We start from the raw sequence: 21,658 nt of genomic DNA on the forward strand, positions 1-21,658 counted from the left end.
CCCGGCTACATGGATCGAGCCGGTTTTCTTCGCTCGAAGCCATCAGCCAGCTGACGCGTCGGTGAACGGGCCGACGTTGAAAACCATGCTGAAGATCGCCACGAGGCCGACCACCAGCAGGATCACCGCGGTGACCAGCGTGAAGGAAACGGGATAGCCGCTGTCGCCATGGATCAGCCCGGCTTCGCGCATGTCGTTGCGCTCGCGGCGCAGACCGACCATGAACTGCACATGGTAGATGATGCCGATGATCAGCATCACGATGCCGAGCAGCACCAGCGTCACCCCGAAATTGCGGGGGGCGGCCGCGTGCGCCAGCGTGCCGGCATCCCTGAGCTTTTGAAATACCTGGTAGATGGTGAAGCCGAAGCTGATCAGCGACAGCGCGGTGCGGATCACCGACATCAGCGTACGATCGGCGCTCATGCGCGTCCGCTGGAACGACATGCCGGTGCGCCGCGCGGAAAGCTCGACGGAGATCTTGTCGGAACCGGATCCGGCGGTAACGGGTTCAACGCTCATTGCAGGTGTCCTGCGAACGGAGAGAAGTCGACCGGCACTGTTGGAGCGCGGCGGAAACTTTCGAAGTACGTTACGGTAACGATACGTGTCGGGAGGGCCGAACCGCCGCGTCTGATTGTGGGGCAGGCCTCGGCTCAATCCGCCGCCGGATCGGCCTTCAGGATCGTTCCGAGCTGATCGGGGGCAGGGGTATTCCCTTTTCCCTCCACGATCGCGATGGGAGCGCTGACCGTCGTTGCCGCGACCTTGCCAACCGTACCGACCGTGCCGGCAATCACCATGCCCAGTCCGTCACCAAGGCCAATCCTGGAGTCGGTGAGGATTTGACCGGAGGCCAATTGAGATCCCAGCAGCGCCACGATTTCAGGGCTCTCGGCGAACTTGCTGTGATTCAGGCGGTCGTCCGTCTTCACATTGGTCAGGTCGATGACCGTTATTCCCGCCGCCTGCAGCTTCGACTTGTAGGGCTCTTTTGACGGATCGATCTGGCCCACCCGGTCGACATCGCCGGAAATCAAACGCGAGATTGCCAGAGCGCGGTCGTCCCGCGAGATCATGATCGTGAATTTCGGCTTCTCTGGTCCGAGTTCGGTCCACTGGCGCCCGAAGACATCCACGTCGAGGTCGGGAGATGCAAGAATTACGTTCCTGATCTTCGCAGAGACCCGGCCATCCTGCAGAGCCATTTGCCTCAGCCCTTCCATGGCGAGCCAGGTCCCCATCGAGTGGGCCATGACGGTGATGTCCGTCACCGTGCGATCATTGGCCAAAGCCTTCAATGCCCGCTCGAAGGCCGTGCGGGAAAAGTTGGTGCTTTCCTTGTCGTAATTGTAGTCCAGGACGCTCGCGCGCGATGGCCAGGTGAAGAGGATGGGCGTCACCTTCGCCCCCGAGTCATGGACGAATTGCGCGAACCGAAAAACGGAATCCTCGTAGCGGTTGTTGAAGCCATGCACGAAGACGAGCACATGGCCGTTCGAATTGTGGGAGTGTAGCCAGTCACCCGCCTGCGGGATCGAAAGGTTCTTCGCCGCGACGACGGCGAATTCCTTCCGGGGGTCCGGTGGCAATCTCCTCGGCCATTCGACGGTGCCGGATACACGGTTCGGCGGAATTGAAATGGTCAGGTCGGTCAACGAAAGTGTCGGGCTGCGCTCGCCCGTGAACAATGTTGCAGGATCGCCCGAAGGTTTGCGGCTGGTCGCCACCAGCATCGTTACGTCAGACGCCGATGCTGAACGCGTATTCGCCGCTACCGGTGCCAAAACGCCTTTCGGTCCTCCTGCGCACGCCGTCAGCGTGAGCAGGCACGAAGCCGCGACAGATCCGCTAATCCACTTGCGCATCGAGCAGCACCTGGTTTGTCACCGCTCAAAACTTCCCGGAAATGTCGAAGAATACAGCGTCGCCCTTCATGCGGTTTTCGGCCTCGACCTCATGGGCCCATCTCAAGCTGAGATCGACCTCGGTCTTCTCTCCGAACTTGGCCTTGTATTTGACCAGCGGTCCAACCGCGATGGAGTGGCCCCTGAAGCCGTCATGGGCGTCGGCGAACGCGCTACGGTCATCTTCGATCTGGTCCAGGAAGCCTGCGATTGCCCCCACGGACAGGTTCTCCGTCAAGGCCTTCGTCACCGAGAGATCCAGATGGGCCGTCGCACCGCTGTAGTAATCGGTGTCCTGATTCTTGGTGTTGATATCCACGCCGAATTTGGCCGACAGGTCCAGCCCATGTTCCGGGATAAGGTAGGTGAATCCGATCGCCGGGGTGAACGTCCAGTAATTGAGGCCGATGAAGGCAAGGTCACCCTCCTTCCACTCGCCGGTGGGCGCCGTGATCGTCAGGGATGCCGACAGCCAGCTATTCATGGCGTCGTTGTGCCAGCCAAACACCAGCGGGGCGAAAGCGATGTCGCCGAGCCCGGTAACATGCTGATCCGCCCCCAGGGGGCCAAGCTCCGCCGAGGCAGCCGTTCGACCCAGTGGAACGGCAAGCTGGACGGCATAAGTCCAGTTTCCCGGCAAGTGCAACTCGGGCACATAAACCCCGGCCAGAATCATGGAATAGATATCACCGGTGAGACCGACCGCGACCGAGCCGTTGCCGAATGGAACCTGGCCACTCGCTTCGCCATGGTAATAGATGTTGGACATTGCCCAATAGGCGGCTCCCGGCGTGGGCGGCACAATGCCCGCGCCAGGGCCGGCGAAGGCGCCGGGGATATAGCGGCCCGCGACGGCCTCGGTGGCATTTGCTTCCTTTACGGAAGCGAACGCCGCAAGAACCGCTGTCGCGGTCACCAGCCAGGCAAGTGATCTTGCTTCAGTCATCGTCTCCCTCTCCATGCCGAGGTTTTCATTGGCCGCTAGAAACTCACCAACGAAACACCAACCTCCATATTGAAGTCGTACGGCCGGTCGTTCCCGATACCGATGCCTGGCCTGATATAACCGTTGATGGCGCCGCCATTCGGCATCCTGCCCAGATTGAACCCCAGGGCGACCTCCCAGGACATGGGTTCGGTCCTGGCTTCGAAATCGTAACTCGCGGTCAGGTCCGACGTCAGCCACCAGCGTTTGGCATGCGGCTTGTAGACGACGTAGATGTCGAAATCGCCGCGATTGACGTTGGCCCGGTCGCTGTCGCCGGCAAATGAAAAGCTCTGGATATAGGCCGGCGCGATTATGACCTCGGGGCTGGCAAAATAGGCCCAGGTCAGTCCGGGCGCTGCGACCCATTTGCCGGTGCCAAGCACGTCCTCGGAGGCGGTCGGCGCGTAGATCTCGGTGCTGAGGATAAATGCCTGCCGCCTGCTTAAATAAGGAATCCAGCTGAGCTTCGCCGAGATGTCGCCGAGGCCGAATTCGTCGTCGCCGCCCAGGTTGGTTGCGTCGAGCGGCAAGGTCAGGCGAACCGAAGCCTTTCCGTCGAAAAACGGCTCGGTGTAACGGACGTTCGTGATGTTGTAATATTCGTCCCCTGGCAGGAATCTATACTCGTTCGAGAATGACAGCGTCCTTGTCAGGACGGCAGGGTTCGTCCCCGAAGTATCCTTGGCCTCCTGGGCTTCGGCGTGTCCGGCAAGGGCTAGCGCAATGGCAAAGGCGAGCGCATGACAATTCGAGCCGGATGCGGGAGCTGCTGCTTCGAGCCCCTGAGGGCGGAAGGTGCCAGCCGGCAGGATTGCACCGGCGCCGGAGCGAATGCGTCCCATGAACATACCCGGTCACGACCCTCTGCTGCGCGCCGAAGCTTTTCGGCGCATCACACAATTGAATCGGAATGCCGGGAAGCGAAGTACGTTACAGTTACAGAGGCCACGCTCACGTTATCGCCGGATGTCACTGGCACATGCGAATAATGTCGGTCTCCAGCTCGGTGCAAAGCTCTTCATATTCGGCAATCGCATCGCGGTTCGCGTTTCCCTTTTCCTTTCTCAACCGATCCAGGGCCACGTTGGCGTCCTCGTAAGCGCCACACAGGCCGAGCAGATGAGGATCCGTCGCGCTGAGGATTTGAAGCATGCCGCGCAAGGCCGGCATCTTGATCATGAGCCTTAGCAAGCCCCGACGATCGTGGTCGCGTTCCGAAGGCATGGCCATGGGTTTCAAACCGGATGAAGGACCTCGTGCGTGGGAGGCATTCCATCAAACATCACCGCAGTTCGGGGAGGCGCGCCAGCACTTTACTGTTACAATCGAGTTTTCTCCGGGTCTGCCCGGGTCGTTCAACAGCGCTATCCGGCTTCTGGCGGCGTTTCCATCGGTCAATCTCCCGGAAGGCCTGCTTGTTACCGTTTCGTATCGGTATATGTGGCAGCCAAGTATTGTGCCTGCGGGGCCATCTCCTACTCTGACTGCCTGACGCGCTCGGTCAATCGGATGGGGCTTCTCCGAGGCCTGCATCCCTTGTCAGCCAGCGCATCCAAGCCGCAGTCATTGACTTCGCAGCCTGAAGTCTGTGCCGGCGCGACACCAAACCGTTGGAGTCCGCGATGCCAAGAGATCTCGTTTCCAAAAGCTTTATCCGTCCTTGCGGCTGGCTGCTTGCCGGCGCCCTGACCATCCTGCCGATCAGCAACGCGATGGCCGACGATGCGAAAGACATACTCAAGGCCATGTCGGACTACATGGCCAAGCAGAAGAGTTTTTCCTTCGGTTACGATTCCTCGATTGAAGTCGTCACGCGCGATTTCGAAAAGCTGCAGTTCGCCAGCTCGGGCAAGGTCGAGGTCGCCAGGCCCGACAAGATCGCCGTGTCGAGGATTGGCGGTTTTGCCGATGTCGAAACCGTCTTCGACGGCACCACCTTGTCGATCCTCGGCAAGAACTTGAACGTCTATAGCCAGGTAGAGGCCAAGGGCACGCTGGATGACCTTGGTGAGCGACTTTCGAGTGCCGGCATTGATCCGCCGGGAGCCGATATTCTGGCGTCAAACGTCTTCGATACCCTTATGGATGGGGTCACCGACGCCCGACACATTTCAAGCGCCTATATCGATGGCGTCGAATGCGAGTATCTCGCCTTCCGATCGCACGACGTCGACTGGCAGATATGGATTCAGGCCGGCGATCAGCCGATCCCCAGGCGCTATGTCATCACCAGCAAGCACCTCTCGCAGGCGCCGCAATACACCCTCCAGACCAGGGATTGGAAATTCGATTCCGATGTCGCGGCGAACGATTTCAAATTCAAGGCACCGGCCGACGCCAAGAAAGTCGACCTTAGCGAAATCGCGCAGATCGATGAGGTGCCAAGCCCTGAAGACGACGGAGACCAGCAATGACCAGGTTCGGCAAACTCCTGACGGCATCGATTTTCGGTGGATTTTTGTGCGCTGAAATCGGACCTGTTTCCGACCTCGCTTTCCTCGGGGTTCTCAACCCTGTTTCGACCGCACAGGCAAGGATCGGTCATCCGTTGACGCCGCTGTCCTATGCCGGAGTGGCGCGCCGTACGGCGCGCAGAACAACAAGGCGCGTCATTGCACGGCAGATCGCGGTGCTGCCGCCAGCCTGCGTCTACGGTCTCTACTACGGTCACTACTACTACAATTGCGGTGGCGTCTATTATGCGAGGACTGGTGGCGTGTACGTCGAAGTCGTCGTTCGGTAGATGAGCCCGATCATGGATAGACGCACGGTGCTTGCCGGCATGCTGGCGGCCGGACTGCCGCTCTCCAGCGTCGTGTCCGCTCGCGCTCAGGCAGCACCTCTCGCTTCATGGCATGAGGGGCCTGCCAAGGCATCGATCATGGACTTTGTCGCCAAGGTCACGACGCCATCCGGCCGTGATTTCGTTATCGCGGATGAACGGATCGCGGTTTTCGACAATGACGGAACACTGTGGTGCGAACAGCCTATCTATTCTCAACTCGCCTTCGCGCTGGATCAGGTAAAGCTGCTCGCGCCGGATCACCCGCAATGGCAGACGCAGGAGCCCTTCAAGTCGGTGATCTCCAATGACCTGAAAGGTCTGGTCCGCTCTGGCGAGCAAGGAATATTCGAGATCGTCGCGGCGACGCATGCCGGCATGACCACCGACGAGTTTGACCGCGCCGTCCTCGATTGGACCAGAACGGCAAGGCATCCCCGCTTCCGTCGCGCCTACACCGAACTTGTTTTCCAGCCGATGCTGGAACTGCTCGAGCTCCTGCGCCAGAACGATTTCAAGATCTTCGTGGTCTCGGGTGGCGGTATCGATTTCATGCGTCCCTGGATGGAAGCGGTCTATGGCGTCCCGCCGGAGAGGATCGTCGGCTCATCGGGCATGACCAGATACGTCGTCGGAGCGGACGGCAAGCCGGCCCTGATCAAGGACGCCAAGGTCGATTTCGTCGATGACGGTCCCGGCAAACCTGTCGGTATCAACAAATTCATTGGCCGCAGACCTATCTTTGCGTTCGGTAATTCCGACGGCGATCTGCAGATGTTGCAATGGACCGCGGCTGGAAGCGGCCCGCGATTTATGGGGATCGTGCATCACACCGACGCCGATCGTGAATATGCCTACGATCGCGTCTCTTCGGTCGGAAAGTTGGACAAGGCGTTGGACGAAGCTGTGAACGGCCATTGGGTCGTCGTTGACATGAAGCAGGACTGGAAAGCGGTCTTTCCTTCCTGAAAGGCACGGGCCTCATCGGGAATTCAATGCACGGGATCTGAATACGTCGGGGTAGAGAACAATGAACGGAAAACCGTTTCGTGGCGCAATGGCTGGCATTGTCTTGTTTGCCGGAGGAGCGGGCCATGTCGCAGCTGCCTCCATGGAGGCGTTGCAAGGCGCATGGACGATGAACGGGACGGGATGTGAGGACAATTTCGAGAAGCGGGGCAAAGGTTTTGAGTACAAGGACCGGAGTTCTTCGCTGACGACGGGAATCATCGTCTCCGGCAGCAGGGTCCTCGGACCCAACTCCAGTTGCAAGGCGGAGAAAATCTCACAGAATGGCGATCGCTTTTCGGTACTGCTGAGCTGCTCGGATGCGGTTCTGTTCAGCAGTTTCTCAGCATCCTTCCGTGTCATCGACAAGACCCATTTCGAGCGTTTCGACCCTCAATTTCCAGAGATTTCCGTCATCTATTACAAATGCGAATTTTGAAGTGACCGTGCGCGGCCCTGGCCAACAGGCTTCCGCGCTGTTTTCGGCGGCGCCCTGTTGTTTGGATCCGGTATCGCTCACGGCAGCCTGTTTGACGGACGTGCCGCCTTCCCGATCGCGTGGTCCGGTCATCATGTTCGTCGCGGCGATCGGTGCTTCTTGCGCGGCCTCCAGCCCGTGAGCGATCCTGGAAGCGGTCGCTCGTTCTCCGGCCCATTTCGATCATTCACGATATTCATTGGGCGATTTAGCCGCCATTACTACTGGTGATGAGGAAGACGACAAGGATTATAGCGCCACCCGTCGACCCCATGGAATCCTCTCAAAGAAAGCGCGACGGAACGAGCGCACGAAAACAAGAGGGGAGGGCATCGCGGGACTGCCGCCCCAATGGCATGACATGCCAGGGCAACACCTTGGCTGGACCATCAAGCCGTCGGCACACGAAATCTGCGTCGTCGGCCTATAACGCCATCAAGAGCTTCGATCCTTGAAGCGGTTCCAGAGATGCATGCTGTTGGCGACCTGCACGGCGACCGGATGGAACGGAACCGGTTTCATGTTGGTGACCGGCAAAGGCATCTGCTCGTCCCGGCGCCGGCCCGCTGCCCAGCGGCCGATTTCCTGGCCAAGCGACATTGCCAGTGCCACGCCGCGGCCGGAATAGACGCCGCCAAACACGAGGCCGGGCGCCAGGCGATAGAGGCGAGGCCTGCGATCAGGCACCACGGCAAAGGTGCCATGCCAGTATTCCACGATCGCCGGTTCGCCGCCGAATGCCCGAAAAGCCTTGCCCAGCATGTTCGAGACCTTGGCGCGGCCGCGATCGGCCTCGTCGAACCAGAATGTATGCGTGCCGCCGCTCACCAGCCGGCCGTCGACGTCGTAGTGGAAATAGCGGATGTCGTTGCGCATGTCGGACACTGCGGGGTTGCCGACAAGGATCTTGGTGCGCAGGCCTTCCGGCAGCGGGTTTGTCGCGGCCTGGAAGACCTTGAACGGCATCAGTGTCTTCTTCAGCCCAGGCCAGAGGTCGCCGGTAAGCGCATTCGTGGCAAGCACCACTTCCGGCGCCGTGACGCTTCCCGTCGCGGTGAAGACGCGCCAGCCGCCGTCCACCTTCTCGATGCGGGACGCCGGGGCGTTCTCGAAGATGGTCACGCCTTCGCGCTCAAGGGCGCCGGCAAGGCCAATGGTCATGGCGAACGGATTGATGTGACCGGAATTGTGCACCATCCAGCCACCGAGATAGGGGCTGCCGATGCGCGCGGTGGCTTCGGCCCGGTCAAGCCAGGAGACATTGGCGCCGAAGGCTTTCCACTCCTCGTGGAACTGGCGCGCGCGGGCAAGCGTGGCCTCGGTGTGCGCGGGCTGGATCCAGCCTTCCTGAACCTGGTGGGCGTCGATGTTGAAGCGCTGCATCAGGCCGAAGGCGACGCCGGCCGCATCCGCAACCATGCGATTGTAGCGCTCGCCGATCGTCTTGCCGTAGACCGCCTCGAACTCCGCCGGCGAGGCCTTGGAATGGTGGGAGATGACAAGGCCGTTGTTGCGGCCCGACGCCGCCGATCCGATCTCGTTGCTCTCGAGCAGGATGACGTTGACGCCGCTGTCGCGCGCGCCGAGTGCCGCGGCCATGCCGGTGAAGCCACCGCCGACCACCAGCACGTCCGTCCTCAGGTCGCCTTGCAGCGCCGGTGCGGCCGGGCGCCTGTTCGCGGTCTTGCGCCACAGATGCGGCGTCTTCCAGTCGACCTCAAACATGAAGGACGTCCTCGCTGGCGCCGCCGAGATAGTGTTCCCTCAGGGCCGAATGCGCGGCCATTTCCTGCGCCGGGCCATGCAGCTTCACCTTGCCGGTGTTGAGCAGGTAGGCGTAGTCGCCGCATTCGAGCGCCAGCTGAACGTTCTGCTCGACGAGCAGGATCGAAATGCCGTTGCGCGACAGGTCGAGGATGATGCGGAATATCTGGTGGACGATCTTCGGGGCGAGACCGAGAGACGGTTCGTCCAGCATCAGAAGCTTCGGCTCGGCCATCAGCGCGCGCCCGATCGCCAGCATCTGCTGCTGGCCGCCGGACATGCGGCTGGCCATGCCGTTGCGCCGTTCCTTGAGCACCGGAAACAGCTCGAACACCTCGGCGCGCAACGCTTCGAAACTCTTTCCGCCGCGACCGATATGGGCCGCGACCATGTTTTCCTCCACCGTCAGGCGCTGGAAGATCTGGCGGCCTTCCGGGCAGTGGGTGATGCCGAGACGCACGACCTGTTCGGGGCGCATCCCGGTGATGTCGCGGCCCTCGAAGGCGATGCTGCCGGCGGTGGGCCGCGCAACGCCGGAGATTGAGTTGAGCAGCGTCGTCTTGCCGGCGCCGTTGGGACCCAGGATGACGACGATCTCATGCGGATCGACGTCAATGCTGATGTCCTCAAGAACGCCGACGCGCCCGTATCCCGAGCTGAGCCCGGCGATCCTGAGCAGCGGCTCGGATGTCGTCGATGTCATTGGCGGTTCCCAGATAGGCGAGTTGGACGTCGGTGCTTGCCTGCACCTCGGTGGGCGTGCCCCGGAAGAGCAGTTTTCCGTGATGCATGACGATGATGCTGTCGCAGAGCGTCATGACGAGATCCATGTCGTGCTCGACGACGATCATGATGCGGTCGGGCGAACGCAACGCGGTGAGTTTTGCCGTCAGCTCCGCCGTCTCATGGTGGTTCAATCCGGCGGCGGGCTCGTCGAGCAGCAGGACGCGCGGATTGGCGACCAGCGCGCGGGCGATCTCCAGCATGCGTTGTCGGCCATAGGGCAGGCCCCCGGCATCGACGTCGGCATAGGACTGAAGGTCAAAAAACCGCAGGATTTCCATGCATTTTTCACGCCGGCGCCGGCGCTGGGCGTTGGCATAGGGTGGCCAGATCACTTCCCTCCAGGCGGCCGCAACCTCGGCGGGATAGAAACAGACCTCGAGGTTTTCGATGGCCGTCATCTGGTCGAAGAGGCGGATGTTCTGATAGGTGCGGGCAATTCCCGAATTGGCGATCTGGTATTTCTTGAGCTTGTCGAGACGCTTGCCGTCGAGCGTGATCGAGCCGGAGGACACCGTGTAGGAACCCGCCGTCATGTTGATCAGCGTCGACTTACCGGCGCCGTTCGGTCCGATGACGCCGTGGATCATGCCGGGGGCGAAGGCGGTCGACACGTCGTCGATGGCGACGACCTCGCCATACACCTTGCGAAGGCTCTGAAAGACCAGTGTCATTTTCCGAAAAGCCCCCGGATCAGTTTCTCCGGCCCGAAGCTGCGCGGCACGATGCCGGCCGGGCGCGCGATGATCAGCGAGATCATCAAAAGACCGAGGAAGAGGATGCGCCATTCGGCGAATTCGCGCAGCAGCTCCGGCAGCAGGATCAGGATTGCCGCGCCGGCGACGATGCCGAAGATGTTGCCGATGCCGCCGACCACGATCATCAGCACGATCAGCACCGATTCCTGCAGCGTGAAGCTTTCCGGGCTGACGAAACGCTGCGATGCGGCGAAGATCGCGCCGGCGATGGAGCCGATCGTGGCCGAGGTGGCGAAAGCGGCAAGCTTGGCATTGGTGGTGTTGATGCCGATGCCGCGCGCGGCGTCCTGGTCCTCGCGGATCGCCGCCCACGCCTTGCCGAGGATGGAGCGTTCGAGCCGCCAGACCACGGTGCCGACGATGAGCACGGTGATCAGCAGCAGCCAGAAGAAATCGATCGGCCGGGCGATCTGAATGCCGAGGATCGAGGCCTTGTCGAGGCGGGCAATGCCTTGCGGCCCTCCGGTCAGCCAGTCGAGATTGTTGATGATGATGCGGATGATCTCGCCGAAGCCAAGCGTGACGATGGCCAGATAGTCGCCGCGCAATCGCAACACCGGAATGCCGAGCAATATGCCGGTGATCGCGCCAAGGCAGGCGGCGACGAGCAGGATGAGCAGGAACGGCATATGCAGGCCGAGCTGGGGGCTTGCCAGCAGCCCGTAGCTGTAGGCACCGACCGCGTAGAAGGCGACGAAGCCGAGATCCAGCAGTCCCGTATAGCCGATCACGATGTTCAGGCCGATGCCGAGCAGGATGTAGATCAGCAGGCTGTTGAGGACACGCACATGGTAGTTGGGCAGGAAGGGCGTGGCCACGATCAGCGCGATCGCAATGGCTAGGACGAGCCAGGAGATGGTCCGGTTCGCACGCGGCCGGGCCGTGGCCAGGGTGTCGACGGCGGCCATCAGAATTCCCTCTTGTACACGATGCTTTCCTCGGAGACGGCCTCGCCGAGTATGCCGGCGGGACGGACCAGGAGCACGAGTATGAGGATCGCAAAGGCGAGAACGTCGCGATACTCGGTGCCTAGCACGCCGTTTGTGACAATGGGCAGCAGCGCGGTTCCCCACACTTCGATGAAAGCCAGGATGAAGGCGCCGAGCATGGCGCCGGGGATCGAGCCGATGCCGCCCAGGATGGCCGCGGTGAAGGCCTTCAGCCCGATGACGGCGCCCATGCTGGGCGACATGATGCCATAATAGCTGGAATAGAGGATGCCGCCGGCAGCACCCAGCAGCGGCCCGACGAAGAACACCATCGAGATGGCGCCGTTGACGTTGATGCCCAGCAGCTGCGCGGTCGGGCGGCTTTCCGACACGGCGCGCACGATGATGCCGATACGGCTCCGGTTGACCAGGACATGCAGGCCGAACATCAGCACGAAGGCGGCGATCAGGATGCCGATTTGCATCAAGGTGATGGTGCCGCCCATCACCTGATAGCGGACGACGGGGAAGAAGCTGGGAAAGGCGACCGGCTGTGGGCCGGCCAGGATCTGCACCCCGGTGACGAGCGACAATGAAACGCCGAGCGAGGACAGCATCGGCGCGAGCCGGGTGGAGCTCCTCAGCGGTTTGTAGGCGACCCTTTCGATGCCGACGCCGATGAGGCCGACGAGGAAGATCGCCACGAGAAAGGCCGCGGTCAGCGCCAGCGCGCCCGACATCCCGACATCGCCGACCAGCAGGCTGAGCGCCAGAAAGGCGACATAGGCGCCGAGCATGAACATCTCGCCATGGGCGAAGTTGATCATGCGCAACACGCCGTAGACCATGGTGTAGCCGAGCGCGATCAGGGCGTAGATCGAGCCGATGGTCAGGGCATTTACCGTTTGTTGGATAAGGTTTCCCAGCATGGGCCGGCGTCCTGTGCCTGCAACCCCATGGACCGGTCGAACCGGGAAGGGGAATGGTCGACGAGGCCGCCCGTACTTGCGGCAGGCACGCCCGTCAACAGGTGAGGGAGCCGCTTCGCACGTCGCGATGCGGCTCCGGCGGTCTGGCTGCTACTTCGAACCGACGAGCTTGAAGCCCGTTCCCTCCACCTTGTAGAGGTAGGATGGGGCGACTTTGAGTTCACCGGTGTCGTCGAATTCCAGTTCGCCGACGACCGTCTTCGCCTTGACCGCATGCAATGCCGCGTTGAGGTCCTCACGCGTCAGGCCTTTGGTCGTCTTCAGCACCTGTTCCAGGATCTGGCCCTGCACATAGCCGTAGATCGAATACGGGCCGGCTTCCTCGCCATACTTCGCCTTGTAGAGCTTGGCGAAATCGGCGATCTCGGGGGAGGCATCCATCGGCGGCACCTGGATCGCGACAAGCGTGCCCTGGATATTGGCTTCGCCGGCCTGCTTGATGAGGTCCGGCGTGTAGCCGCCGTCCGGCACCATCAGCGCGGCGGCGATGCCTTGCTCGTGCATCTGCTTGGCAAACAGCGCAAGCTGCGGCATGACGGCGCCGAGATAGATCGCATCGGGCTTCTTGGACTTGATCTGGGCCAGCACGGCGGTGAAGTCCACGTCGGACGGCGCCACGGCAATGGTATCGAGGACCTTGCCGCCGCCGGCTTCGAAGTTCTTGGCGAAGATTTCGGAAATGCCCTGACCGAAGACCTGCTTGTCGTTGACGATCACGGCAGTCTTGGCGCCGAGCTTGCCCAGCGCATATTCGGCCGGCAGCAATGCCCCGGCCAGATCGTTGGCCACCGGGCGCACCATGAACTTGTAGCCCTGCTTGGTGAGAGACGGATTGGAGCCGAAGGTCATGGTCGGCAGCGTGCAGTCTTCATAGATAGGCAGCGTCGACTGGGCGACGCCGGAATTGAAGTTCACCAGGCCAAGCACGACCTTGTCATTGTCGCAGAATTTCTGGGCCACGAGCGTTCCCTCGCGCGGGTCGGCCTTGTCGTCCTGCTGGTCATAGGCAATGGTGACGCCATTGACGCCGCCATCGGCGTTCAGCTTGTCGACGTAGAGCTTGAAGCCATTGTGCCAGGTGCTGCCGAAATAGGCCTGCGCGCCCGAGAGCGGCGCGGACATTCCGACGGTGATCTGCTCGGCCATGGCCGGCGCCGCAAAAAGCGAGGCGCCGAGAAGAAGTGTGGCGATAGATTTTTTCATCATGGTTCCCCTTAGCTGCTGACTACGACAGGGGAGGCCGTTCCGGTCTTCTTCCCCGTGTAAGCCCATCGAAGCAGACAAAGAGAGCGCCGTCAAGAAAGTGTCGACACTATTGCGTTCAATTTTGTGCTCAGATATCGATTATGCGTCGCGAGCCCTTCGGCGACGCTTCAACTCGGCGCCATTGTCGGGCGCGAAAACCTTGAGCAGGGCGTCCTTGAGCGCCTGCTGCGTGGCGGAGACGGTCATTTCGATATGTTCGCGCAACAGTTTCGCGCCATTCTCGGCATCGCGCTTGACGGCGGCTTCGACGATGGCCGAATGGGAGGTGATCTGTGCCTTGTCATGCGAGGGGTGTTCGATCTGGATGCGCCGGATGAAGCGGATGCGGGCATTGATGGAGCTGAGCTGCCCGACGAGTTCGGGATTTCCGGACAGTTCGGCGATGAGCAGATGAAAGCCTTCGTCCTCGGCCAGGATGATATCCGGCGGCTGGTTCGGGTAGACATCGACGATTGCTTCCCAATACTGCCGCAAACGGTCGATCTCGCTGTCGTCAGCGCGCTCGCACATCAACTTGAAGGCGGCGGATTCGATGATGGAGCGCAGCTCGTAGAGATCGAGCAGGCCCTCGGTGCTGAGGCTCCGGACGAAGAAGCCGCGATTGGGCGTGAGCGAAACGAAGCCCTCGGAGGCAAGCCGGTTCAGCGCCTCGCGGATCGGCGTGCGCGACACGCCGAGGCTGCGCGAAAGCTGGACCTCGTTGATGCGTTCGCCAGGCTTCAGCTTGAACTCGACCAGAAGCTTGCGGATGGTGAGATAAGCGCGTTCGCTGCTGTCGGCGCTGCGGCGCGTCTCGGCCTCGTTGGCAACGGACGAGTCGCTATCGGCGCCAGTCTCGGCTCGTTCGGTCATGAAGGTTCCAATCCGGTTTGTCTGCAGGCTGTGTCGACACTTTATGGTGCATCTTTCTTTCCCAACTTCACAGGAATGGCAAGCCACAGGTTGCAGGCTTGGGAGACAAGGCTCGGGAGACAAGCATGATCATCGGTGTTCTTGGCGTCGGGCATCTGGCGACATCCATGCTGGCCGGGTTCCTGCGTTCCGGGCTTGACCCCGCGGCAGTCATCCTGTCGCCGCGCGGCAAGGCCGCGGCACTTGCCGCCCGCCACGGCTTTCAATTGGCGGTGGACAATCGCGATCTCGTCGAACGGTCCGATGTCGTCATTCTGTCCGTGCGGCCCAGCCATGCGCCGGATGCGGTTCAAGGCTTGCCGTGGCGCGAAGGCCAGGTGGTGGTTTCGGTCTGCGCCGGGGTTCCGCTGTCACGGCTCGATGTCGCGCCCGCGCGCGCTGTGCGCGCCATGCCGTTCACCGCTTCGGAGATTGCCTCCAGTCCGACGGCCTACTTCCCCGATATCGAGCAGGCGCGGGCGGTTCTTGACCGGCTCGGCCCCTCGATCGCCCTTGCCAGCGAAACGGACTTCGAGGTGGCGACGGTCAGCGCCGCCGTGTACGGCTGGGCGCAGGATCTGATCCGCAACACGGCCGATTGGTCAAGCGCCAGAGGTCTCGACCCGGCAATCGCACGCCGGCTGGCGGCAATGACCTTCGTGGCGGCCGGGCGGCTGATTGCGGAGAAGAGCGAGCCGATGGATCAGATGCTCGAAGAGCTGGTGACGCCGGGCGGCATCACCGAGCGGGGGCTGCAGGTTCTTTCGGCGCGCGGCGTGCCAGCGGCCTGGGAGGAAGCCTGCGCGGCCGTGCTCGACAAATTGACCCGACCTGGCTGATGCGCGGCCTCTTTGCTGCGCGGTCACCGCTGCGGGGCTGGTGGATAAATGTGGCCGCCGCTGGCCTGTTCGCTCGGCGTGACGGTCAGTTCGGCAATGTCGACATGGTCCGGCATCCGCAGCGCTGAGACAAGCACGGCCGCGATATCGGCCGGGCCCAGCGGCCGCTGCTCGCTGTACATGCGCTTGCGCAGGCCCTCGCGGTCGCCGTCGAAGGCCTTCAGGTAGAAATCCGTTTCCACACGGCCGGGCGCGATCTCGGTCAGCCGCACGCCGGTGCCGGCGAGATCGAAGCGCAGGATGCGGCCAGCCTGGGAGAGGCCGGCCTTGGCCGCGCCATAGGTCGTCGTGCCGGGAAACACGGCGCCGGCCGCCGTGCTTGTCAGGTTGAAGATGTGGCCACGCTTGCGCGCGATCATGCCAGGCAGCAACAGGCGGATGAGCTGCAACGGCGCGGTGAGGTTCAGCGCCACAACCTCGGCCGTCTCCTCGGCACTCTGCTCCTGAAGGGGACGCACCGTGGCCAGACCGCCGGCATTGTTCACCAGCACGTCGATTTCCGCCGAACCGAGTGCCGAGGCGATCGCCTGATGGTCGCGCACATCGGCGACAAGCGGCTTGACGCGGGGCCCGAGCCGTTGCTGCAAGACCCGCAGCGCGTCATCGCTGCGCGCCAGCGCATGGACGGTCAATCCTTCGGCCACCAGGCTCTCGACGATCGCTGCGCCGATGCCCTTCGAGGCGCCGGTGACAAGGGCAGTACGGTAATCCATGGTTGCTCTCCAAAGCCGCTATGATCAAAGCGCGCCGCGTTCGGTAACCGTTTTCAAAATGTCGACGAGGCCGGCCTCGCGTGCCGCCTTCAGTTCGCGCTGGCTGCGCTCTCCCACGGCTGCATCCGTCGAAGCCGTGATCGCGCGGATCGTCTCGCCGTCGAGCTTGGCATCGAGCAGCGTGTCCCAGATCGCCTGATAGGTCGGGCCATATTTGTGCAGGAAATCCTCGATGCCATCGGCGTTGAGGCTGTTGGAAATGAACGAGCCCTGCAGCGTCCATTTCGGTCCCGGCCCGTACATGAAGGCTCGATCCACGTCCTCGACGGAGGCGACGCCGTCGCGCACCAGCGCGATCGCCTCGCGCCACATGGCGCCCATCAGGCGCAGGGCGATATGACCGGTCACTTCCCGGTTGAGCGTCACCGGCTTCTTGCCGATCGCCTCATAGAGGGCGCGCGCCCGGGCGATTGCCTGTGGATCGGTCGCCTTGCCGCCGACGATCTCGACCAGCGGCATCAGATGCGCCGGGTTGAAGGGATGGCCGAGCACGATGCGGCCGGGCAGGCGGCACTCGGCCTGCATGTCGGACACCAGCAGCGCCGAGGAGGAGGAGGCGATGATAGCCTCGTCACCGACATGGTCTTCGATTTCGGCGAGCAGCCGGCGCTTGAGGGCCAGGTTTTCCGGGCCATTCTCCTGCACGAAGCCGACGCCTTCGAGCGTCTCGGCGAGCGTCGGGAAAAGACGGAGCGTACCGGGCGCCGGCGAGGGGCCCTTCAATGCGTCGAGGTCGGCCATGAGGGTGGGCAACACCTCGCTGAATGCCGTCTCGCGCCGGTCGGTGGGATCGAACACGCGAACCGCATGGCCGGCATGGGCAAAGCAAGCCGCCCAGCGCTGACCGATCACGCCGAAGCCAACAATGCCGATAGTCAGCTTTTCCATCAGCCGGCCTTTCTGCCATCAAGCGCGACGCGAAAAGCCTCGTTGAGGTCGTTCCATGGAATCAGGAGATCTAGCCAGGCGCCGATCCGGCCAGCGACCAGGATTGCCTCGTCGATCAGGGCATCGAAGGGATGGCCGTCGCCCATCGCCGCCTCGAGCCGAAAAAGCAGAGCCGGCGTTTCTTCCATGTGGCAGAAGTCGCGCAGGCGCGTGCCGGTCTTGTTGAGCGCGAGCGCGGCCGTCTGCCGCCGCACGGCCTCGTCCCTGCCGCGTGCCGCGCGGATCCACCACAGCAGCTCGTGCAGCACCCGCGCTTCCGACTCCGCCGTGAAGACGGGACCGGCCGGGTGCATGATCGCGCGGGACGCGGTGACATTGCCGATATCGGCGGGACAAGCCGCCCACAACGCCTTGCGCGCGGCGATGATATCCTGCGGGAGCGGCGGCGGCGCCGACGGCTCGGCTGCGCCGCCATCCGATTGGACCAGCGTGCCTTCCAGAATGCGTCGGCCCTGATCCCGCTTCAGTGTCGCGGCGAGCTCGGCAATACCTTCCACCGGTGCGTCAAGATGGCCGAGAACGGTGATCTCGGCATTCTCCGCCTGAAGCGGCGCGAAGGTGATTTCGAGGAACTGCCGTACCGGCCAGTAGATGAAGGCGCCGGCGCTCGCGGCGAGCACATGCGTGGCGCCCTCGACATCCTCCACGAAGGGCGCATGCCAGTAGATATGGCTGCCGGCGATCTTGGGCGTATGGAGTTGCAGGCGCATTGGCAGCGCCGACAGCAAGGCACGGCGGGTGCGGTCGGCATTGCCACTGAGGCGCAGCGGCCAGCTTTGCCCCTCGGCCGAGAAAATCAGGTCCATCTTATTTTCCCGGATTGAAGAACGAAACGGGCTTGAGGATCTGGTTGCGCATATCGAGCAGATAGTCGGTCTCGATCACCTTGCGCCGGTAGGCCTGCCATTCCGGGTCGGCCTCCATGCGGTCGCGCCGCTCTTCCCGGTCGGCGAGGCTGTCATATTTCCACAGATGCACGGTGCGCGAGAGGTCGCCGATATGCGTCTGGAAGAAGCCGAAGGGCTCGCCCAGATAATGCCGCTGCATCGGCAGGCCGACCTCCTCGTAGAGGGTGAGGAAATGCGACAGCTTGTTCGGGCGGGCGGTGTAAACGCGGTGGTCGAAGATCATTTTTGGCACTCCTTCTGGCATCTGCTCCGGCGCCCCGGCGCCGGTCAAAATGGTCTGTCTGCCTTCCGTGGCCGACGGCTCAGCCGGCGCTTCGCACCGTCTCGGTTATCAGCCGTGCCGTGAGCGCCGGCGCCTCGATCTGCGCGACATGGCCGATGCCATCGAGAAGATGGACGGCGGCAAAGCCTGGCGCGCGCGCCGCATGGGCGGCCGGGATGATGCGGTCGAGCCTGCCCCAGATGAGCCGCGTCGGGACGGCGAGTTCCGCGAGCGCGCCGCCAAGATCGAAGCCTTGCGTGCCGTCGGGGAACAGGCTTTCTGCCATCGCTGCGAGCGTGTCGCGATTGCCGGTCTTTTCGATCTGCCGCAGCGCGGCCTGCGCGTAGCCGCCCGGCAAGGCCGAGGGGGCGCCGACCATGACCGCCAGCCACCGATCCAGCGCCTGGACGGTTGTTGCGCGGGCGAGCCCGGCAAGGAAGCCCGCATTGATCTCGGGGCCGAGCCCGCCGGGAGCGAGAAGCGTGACAGAGCGGACCGCAAGGCGGCCAAGCCGGGTGAGCGCGAGAGCCGCCGCGCCGCCGAGCGAATGGCCGACGAGATGGGCATTGCCCACGCCCATTTCCTCCAGCCGATCGGAAAGGAGGAAAGCGATCTCTTCGATGCTGCCCGCCGTCGTGGAGGCTTCACCGCCGTGGCCGGGCAGATCGAGGCTGATTGTCTCGATCCCCGATCCGAGCAGCGGAACGACCTGCTGCCACACGGAGCGATCCGCCCCGAAGCCATGGATGAAAACCACAGGCATGGCTTGTCTGGCCACCATCGGCGCGGCAACAGACGATGTCCGACCCGGGGCCGGCGTCCGTTGGACCGCGGCATCCTGTTGGTTCGTGCGAGCGGCAAGGGTGGCATCGATGTCGCGCTTCTTGATGCGTCCGCGCGGCCCGCTTCCCGAAATGGCGGCAAGGTCGAGCCCGGCCGCGGCGGCAAGCCGCCTTGCTAGCGGGCTGGCGATCGGGCGGCTGCCGGGCTGCCGGATGGAGGCAGAGGCTTCGTCAGCCACAAGCTCGCGCGGATTGGCTGCCGTGGCGGCTGCTGCCGCCGGCCCGGGCGAGGCTGGCTGGCCAGCCATCGGCTTCTCGTCCGCGATCGTGCCGAGCACGGCGCCCACCGGTGCTTCCAGTCCTTCGGCGAAGAAGATGTCAGCCAGCCAGCCGTCGCGGTCGGCTTCGATTTCGGTCGCGGCCTTGGCCGTCTCGACGGTGACGACCAGATCGCCGGCCTTGACCGGATCGCCTGGCTTCACCGCCCAGGCGATCACGAGCACGGCTTCCATATATTCGCCGCCGGCGCTGTCGATCGTGATCGGATGGGTTGTCATCGCCGCCTCCGTCACTTCAGCGTCTTCAGCGCGGCGGTGCGGATCTTTTCGGCATTCGGCAGCATCGCCGTTTCCAGCGGTTCGGAGTAGGGGATCGGCATGTCCGGCAGGGTGACGCGTGCGACCGGTGCATCAAGCTCGTCAAAGGCGTGGTCCATGATCGTTGCCGAAAGCTCGGCGGCATAGCCGCAGAAGCGCCAGCCTTCGTTGACCACCACGGCATGGTGCGTTTTCGAGATGGAGGCGACGATGGCGTCGACATCGAGCGGGCGCAGCGATCGCAGGTCGACGATTTCGGCCGAAACGCCGTCAGCGGCCAAGAGGTCGGCGGCCTTCAACGCCTCGACCACCATCTTGGAGGTGGCGAAGATCGAAATGTCGCTGCCCTCGCGCATGGTCGCGGCCTTGCCGAGCGGCACAGTCACATCGCCGTCCGGCACCTCGCCGCGAATGTTGTAGAGCAGCTTGTGCTCGAGGAAGACCACCGGCTGGTCGTCGCGGATCGCGGCCTTCAGCATGCCCTTGGCGTCGGCAGGCGTCGACGGGGCAACGACCTTGATGCCGGGTATGTGGGCAAGCATGGAATCGAGCGCCTTGGAGTGCTGCGCGCCGGCACCGGCGCCGCCGCCGCCCTGCGTGCGCAGCACGAAAGGCATCTTCACCTGGCCGTTCCAGATGTAGTTGTAGATCGAGGCCTGGTTGACCAGCGCATCGAGCGTCAGCGGTATGAAGTCCGCATACATGATTTCCAGCACCGGACGGGTGCCGGTCATGGCCGCGGTCACCGCCATGGCGGTCATCGCTTGTTCGGAGATCGGGGTGTCGCGCACGCGCGTCTCGCCGAACTCCTCCATCAACCCTTTCGTCACCTTGAAGACGCCGCCATAGCGGCCGATGTCCTCGCCGAAGAGGAAGACGGAAGGATCGGCCTGCATCTCTTCGCGCAGCGCCGCGTTGAGCGCCTCGGCGTACCGCATCATGGCCATGTCAGTGCGCTCCGCTGTAGGGATTGCAGGCTTCGTCGACGGAAAATTCCGGCAGGGGATCCGACAGCGCGGTCTCGAAGGCCTCGGCCACCTCGGCCTTGGCCGCCGCCTCCATGTCGGCGAGCTTGGTCTCGCCGACATCGCCAAGAAGTGCCTTGCGCGAAACCAGCAGCGGGTCGCGTGCCTTCCAGGCGGCGATGTCCTGCGGCTTCTGGTAGCCGCCCATGTCGGAGGTGGAAAAGCCTTCGATGCGATAGGTCTTGCATTCGACCATGCCGGGGCCTTCGCCGCGCCGGGCGCGCTCGGTCATGGCAGACACGGCGCGGTAGACGGCGACAGCATCGTTGCCGTCGACGATCTCGGCCGGCATCGCGTAGCCGGCGGCGCGGATCGACAGATCCTCGACCGGCGATTGAACGTCGGACGGGACGGTCAGGCCGAACTGGTTGTGCTCGAGCACGAAGACGACAGGCAGCTTCCACAGCCCGGCCATGTTCATCGCCTCGTGGCAGATGCCGGTCTGGGCGGCGCCGTCGCCGAAGATGCACATGGCGACGTTGCCGGTGCCGAGGATCTGCATTGAAAGCGCCATGCCGGTTGCCGCCGGGATGCCCGCGCCGACAATGGCATTGCCGCCGATGACGCCCTTCTCGGCATCAGCGATCAGCATGTGGCCGGCGCGTCCACCGCAGGCGCCGGTGGCGCGGCCGAGGATTTCGGCGACCACGGGGCGCATGGCCATGCCCTTGCCGATATAGACCGCGTGGCCGCGATGGGTGGTGGCGACCTTGTCACCCGCCTCCAGCACCGCCGTTGCCGCGACACCGACGGCTTCCTGGCCGTCGCAGCGATGGATGGGACCGCGCGTGCGGCCTTCCTTGTGGAGCGCGCCAAGGCTCTCTTCCAGATGCCGCACCAGCAGCATGCGGCGATAGATTTCCAGGTGCTGTTCGACGGAAGGAGTGTTTTTCACTGATATCTCCGATCTCGTGTCGAAATT

24 protein-coding genes are annotated in these 21,658 nt (G+C 63.1%); 5 read left to right on the forward strand and 19 right to left on the reverse strand.

The features are described from left to right. Nucleotides 1-42: 42 nt before the first annotated feature. The 5 genes from AC07UC_RS13895 to AC07UC_RS13915 all read right to left on the reverse strand — a co-directional run bounded on the left by AC07UC_RS13895 (nucleotide 43) and on the right by AC07UC_RS13915 (nucleotide 4,074). Nucleotides 43-522, reverse strand: coding sequence for a YidH family protein (locus AC07UC_RS13895; protein WP_244735399.1), 480 nt, complete (start codon nucleotides 520-522; stop codon nucleotides 43-45). A gap of 134 nt (nucleotides 523-656) precedes the next feature. Then, nucleotides 657-1,868, reverse strand: coding sequence for an alpha/beta hydrolase (locus tag AC07UC_RS13900; RefSeq protein WP_494906328.1), 1,212 nt, complete (start codon nucleotides 1,866-1,868; stop codon nucleotides 657-659). A 25-nt stretch (nucleotides 1,869-1,893) separates the two neighbouring features. Then, nucleotides 1,894-2,853, reverse strand: coding sequence for a SphA family protein (locus AC07UC_RS13905; RefSeq protein WP_494906330.1), 960 nt, complete (start codon nucleotides 2,851-2,853; stop codon nucleotides 1,894-1,896). A 35-nt stretch (nucleotides 2,854-2,888) separates the two neighbouring features. Further along, nucleotides 2,889-3,737 (reverse strand): transporter family protein, encoded by an 849-nt coding sequence (locus AC07UC_RS13910; RefSeq protein WP_494906331.1) that lies wholly within the window; start codon nucleotides 3,735-3,737, stop codon nucleotides 2,889-2,891. 127 nt (nucleotides 3,738-3,864) lie between these two features. Next, on the reverse strand, nucleotides 3,865-4,074 hold the full coding sequence (locus tag AC07UC_RS13915; RefSeq protein WP_494906332.1) for a hypothetical protein: 210 nt from the start codon (nucleotides 4,072-4,074) through the stop codon (nucleotides 3,865-3,867). 443 nt (nucleotides 4,075-4,517) lie between these two features. Between AC07UC_RS13915 and AC07UC_RS13920 the strand changes: the two genes are divergently transcribed. From AC07UC_RS13920 to AC07UC_RS13935, 4 genes are all read left to right on the forward strand, one after another. Further along, nucleotides 4,518-5,309 carry a DUF2092 domain-containing protein gene (locus AC07UC_RS13920; protein WP_140774357.1) on the forward strand — a complete coding sequence of 264 codons (792 nt, stop codon included), beginning with the start codon at nucleotides 4,518-4,520 and terminating at the stop codon, nucleotides 5,307-5,309. Continuing rightward, nucleotides 5,306-5,638 (forward strand): hypothetical protein, encoded by a 333-nt coding sequence (locus tag AC07UC_RS13925; RefSeq protein ID WP_244735401.1) that lies wholly within the window; start codon nucleotides 5,306-5,308, stop codon nucleotides 5,636-5,638. The genes AC07UC_RS13920 and AC07UC_RS13925 overlap by 4 nt, the downstream gene beginning before the upstream one ends. Before the next feature lie 12 nt (nucleotides 5,639-5,650). Then, entirely contained in the window at nucleotides 5,651-6,646 is a 996-nt protein-coding gene (locus AC07UC_RS13930) for an HAD family hydrolase (protein WP_494906333.1), read from the forward strand. Nucleotides 6,647-6,707: 61 nt separating this feature from the next. Further along, on the forward strand, nucleotides 6,708-7,124 hold the full coding sequence (locus AC07UC_RS13935; RefSeq protein ID WP_140774354.1) for a hypothetical protein: 417 nt from the start codon (nucleotides 6,708-6,710) through the stop codon (nucleotides 7,122-7,124). A gap of 474 nt (nucleotides 7,125-7,598) precedes the next feature. Here AC07UC_RS13935 and AC07UC_RS13940 read toward each other — a convergent pair whose 3' ends face one another. From AC07UC_RS13940 to AC07UC_RS13970, 7 genes are all read right to left on the reverse strand, one after another. After that, nucleotides 7,599-8,888 carry an NAD(P)/FAD-dependent oxidoreductase gene (locus tag AC07UC_RS13940; RefSeq protein ID WP_494906335.1) on the reverse strand — a complete coding sequence of 430 codons (1,290 nt, stop codon included), beginning with the start codon at nucleotides 8,886-8,888 and terminating at the stop codon, nucleotides 7,599-7,601. Further along, nucleotides 8,881-9,630, reverse strand: coding sequence for an ABC transporter ATP-binding protein (locus tag AC07UC_RS13945; RefSeq protein WP_140774345.1), 750 nt, complete (start codon nucleotides 9,628-9,630; stop codon nucleotides 8,881-8,883). The genes AC07UC_RS13940 and AC07UC_RS13945 overlap by 8 nt, the downstream gene beginning before the upstream one ends. Next, on the reverse strand, nucleotides 9,554-10,384 hold the full coding sequence (locus tag AC07UC_RS13950) for an ABC transporter ATP-binding protein (RefSeq protein ID WP_494906336.1): 831 nt from the start codon (nucleotides 10,382-10,384) through the stop codon (nucleotides 9,554-9,556). The genes AC07UC_RS13945 and AC07UC_RS13950 overlap by 77 nt, the downstream gene beginning before the upstream one ends. After that, the gene (locus tag AC07UC_RS13955; protein ID WP_140774343.1) at nucleotides 10,381-11,376 is read right to left on the reverse strand and encodes a branched-chain amino acid ABC transporter permease; all 996 of its coding nucleotides are present in this window, start codon (nucleotides 11,374-11,376) and stop codon (nucleotides 10,381-10,383) included. Before AC07UC_RS13955 ends, AC07UC_RS13950 begins: the two co-directional genes overlap by 4 nt. Beyond that, the gene (locus AC07UC_RS13960; RefSeq protein ID WP_224620706.1) at nucleotides 11,376-12,326 is read right to left on the reverse strand and encodes a branched-chain amino acid ABC transporter permease; all 951 of its coding nucleotides are present in this window, start codon (nucleotides 12,324-12,326) and stop codon (nucleotides 11,376-11,378) included. The genes AC07UC_RS13955 and AC07UC_RS13960 overlap by 1 nt, the downstream gene beginning before the upstream one ends. 150 nt (nucleotides 12,327-12,476) lie before the next feature. Continuing rightward, the gene (locus AC07UC_RS13965; RefSeq protein ID WP_181180015.1) at nucleotides 12,477-13,589 is read right to left on the reverse strand and encodes a branched-chain amino acid ABC transporter substrate-binding protein; all 1,113 of its coding nucleotides are present in this window, start codon (nucleotides 13,587-13,589) and stop codon (nucleotides 12,477-12,479) included. A gap of 141 nt (nucleotides 13,590-13,730) precedes the next feature. Further along, complete coding sequence (locus AC07UC_RS13970; protein WP_181180014.1) at nucleotides 13,731-14,504, reverse strand: GntR family transcriptional regulator; 774 nt, start codon at nucleotides 14,502-14,504, stop codon at nucleotides 13,731-13,733. Nucleotides 14,505-14,629: 125 nt separating this feature from the next. Here AC07UC_RS13970 and AC07UC_RS13975 point away from each other — a divergent pair, with 125 nt between their 5' ends. Then, nucleotides 14,630-15,382 carry a pyrroline-5-carboxylate reductase family protein gene (locus AC07UC_RS13975; protein ID WP_494906339.1) on the forward strand — a complete coding sequence of 251 codons (753 nt, stop codon included), beginning with the start codon at nucleotides 14,630-14,632 and terminating at the stop codon, nucleotides 15,380-15,382. Between the two features lie 23 nt (nucleotides 15,383-15,405). Here AC07UC_RS13975 and AC07UC_RS13980 read toward each other — a convergent pair whose 3' ends face one another. The 7 genes from AC07UC_RS13980 to AC07UC_RS14010 form a co-directional block, all read right to left on the reverse strand. Beyond that, nucleotides 15,406-16,155 carry an SDR family oxidoreductase gene (locus AC07UC_RS13980; RefSeq protein WP_202326427.1) on the reverse strand — a complete coding sequence of 250 codons (750 nt, stop codon included), beginning with the start codon at nucleotides 16,153-16,155 and terminating at the stop codon, nucleotides 15,406-15,408. Between the two features lie 24 nt (nucleotides 16,156-16,179). After that, nucleotides 16,180-17,103 carry a 3-hydroxyacyl-CoA dehydrogenase NAD-binding domain-containing protein gene (locus AC07UC_RS13985; RefSeq protein WP_494906341.1) on the reverse strand — a complete coding sequence of 308 codons (924 nt, stop codon included), beginning with the start codon at nucleotides 17,101-17,103 and terminating at the stop codon, nucleotides 16,180-16,182. After that, entirely contained in the window at nucleotides 17,103-17,969 is an 867-nt protein-coding gene (locus tag AC07UC_RS13990; RefSeq protein WP_140774337.1) for a hypothetical protein, read from the reverse strand. The genes AC07UC_RS13985 and AC07UC_RS13990 overlap by 1 nt, the downstream gene beginning before the upstream one ends. A gap of 1 nt (nucleotide 17,970) precedes the next feature. Continuing rightward, on the reverse strand, nucleotides 17,971-18,294 hold the full coding sequence (locus AC07UC_RS13995; protein ID WP_202326429.1) for an NIPSNAP family protein: 324 nt from the start codon (nucleotides 18,292-18,294) through the stop codon (nucleotides 17,971-17,973). Nucleotides 18,295-18,373: 79 nt separating this feature from the next. Then, the gene (locus AC07UC_RS14000) at nucleotides 18,374-19,672 is read right to left on the reverse strand and encodes an alpha/beta fold hydrolase (RefSeq protein ID WP_494906344.1); all 1,299 of its coding nucleotides are present in this window, start codon (nucleotides 19,670-19,672) and stop codon (nucleotides 18,374-18,376) included. A gap of 11 nt (nucleotides 19,673-19,683) precedes the next feature. Continuing rightward, nucleotides 19,684-20,658, reverse strand: coding sequence for an alpha-ketoacid dehydrogenase subunit beta (locus tag AC07UC_RS14005; RefSeq protein WP_202326431.1), 975 nt, complete (start codon nucleotides 20,656-20,658; stop codon nucleotides 19,684-19,686). A 1-nt stretch (nucleotide 20,659) separates the two neighbouring features. After that, nucleotides 20,660-21,631 carry a thiamine pyrophosphate-dependent dehydrogenase E1 component subunit alpha gene (locus tag AC07UC_RS14010; RefSeq protein WP_494906346.1) on the reverse strand — a complete coding sequence of 324 codons (972 nt, stop codon included), beginning with the start codon at nucleotides 21,629-21,631 and terminating at the stop codon, nucleotides 20,660-20,662. Nucleotides 21,632-21,658: the final 27 nt, after the last annotated feature.

The organism is Mesorhizobium sp. GW821-FHT04C10, from assembly GCF_059420305.1.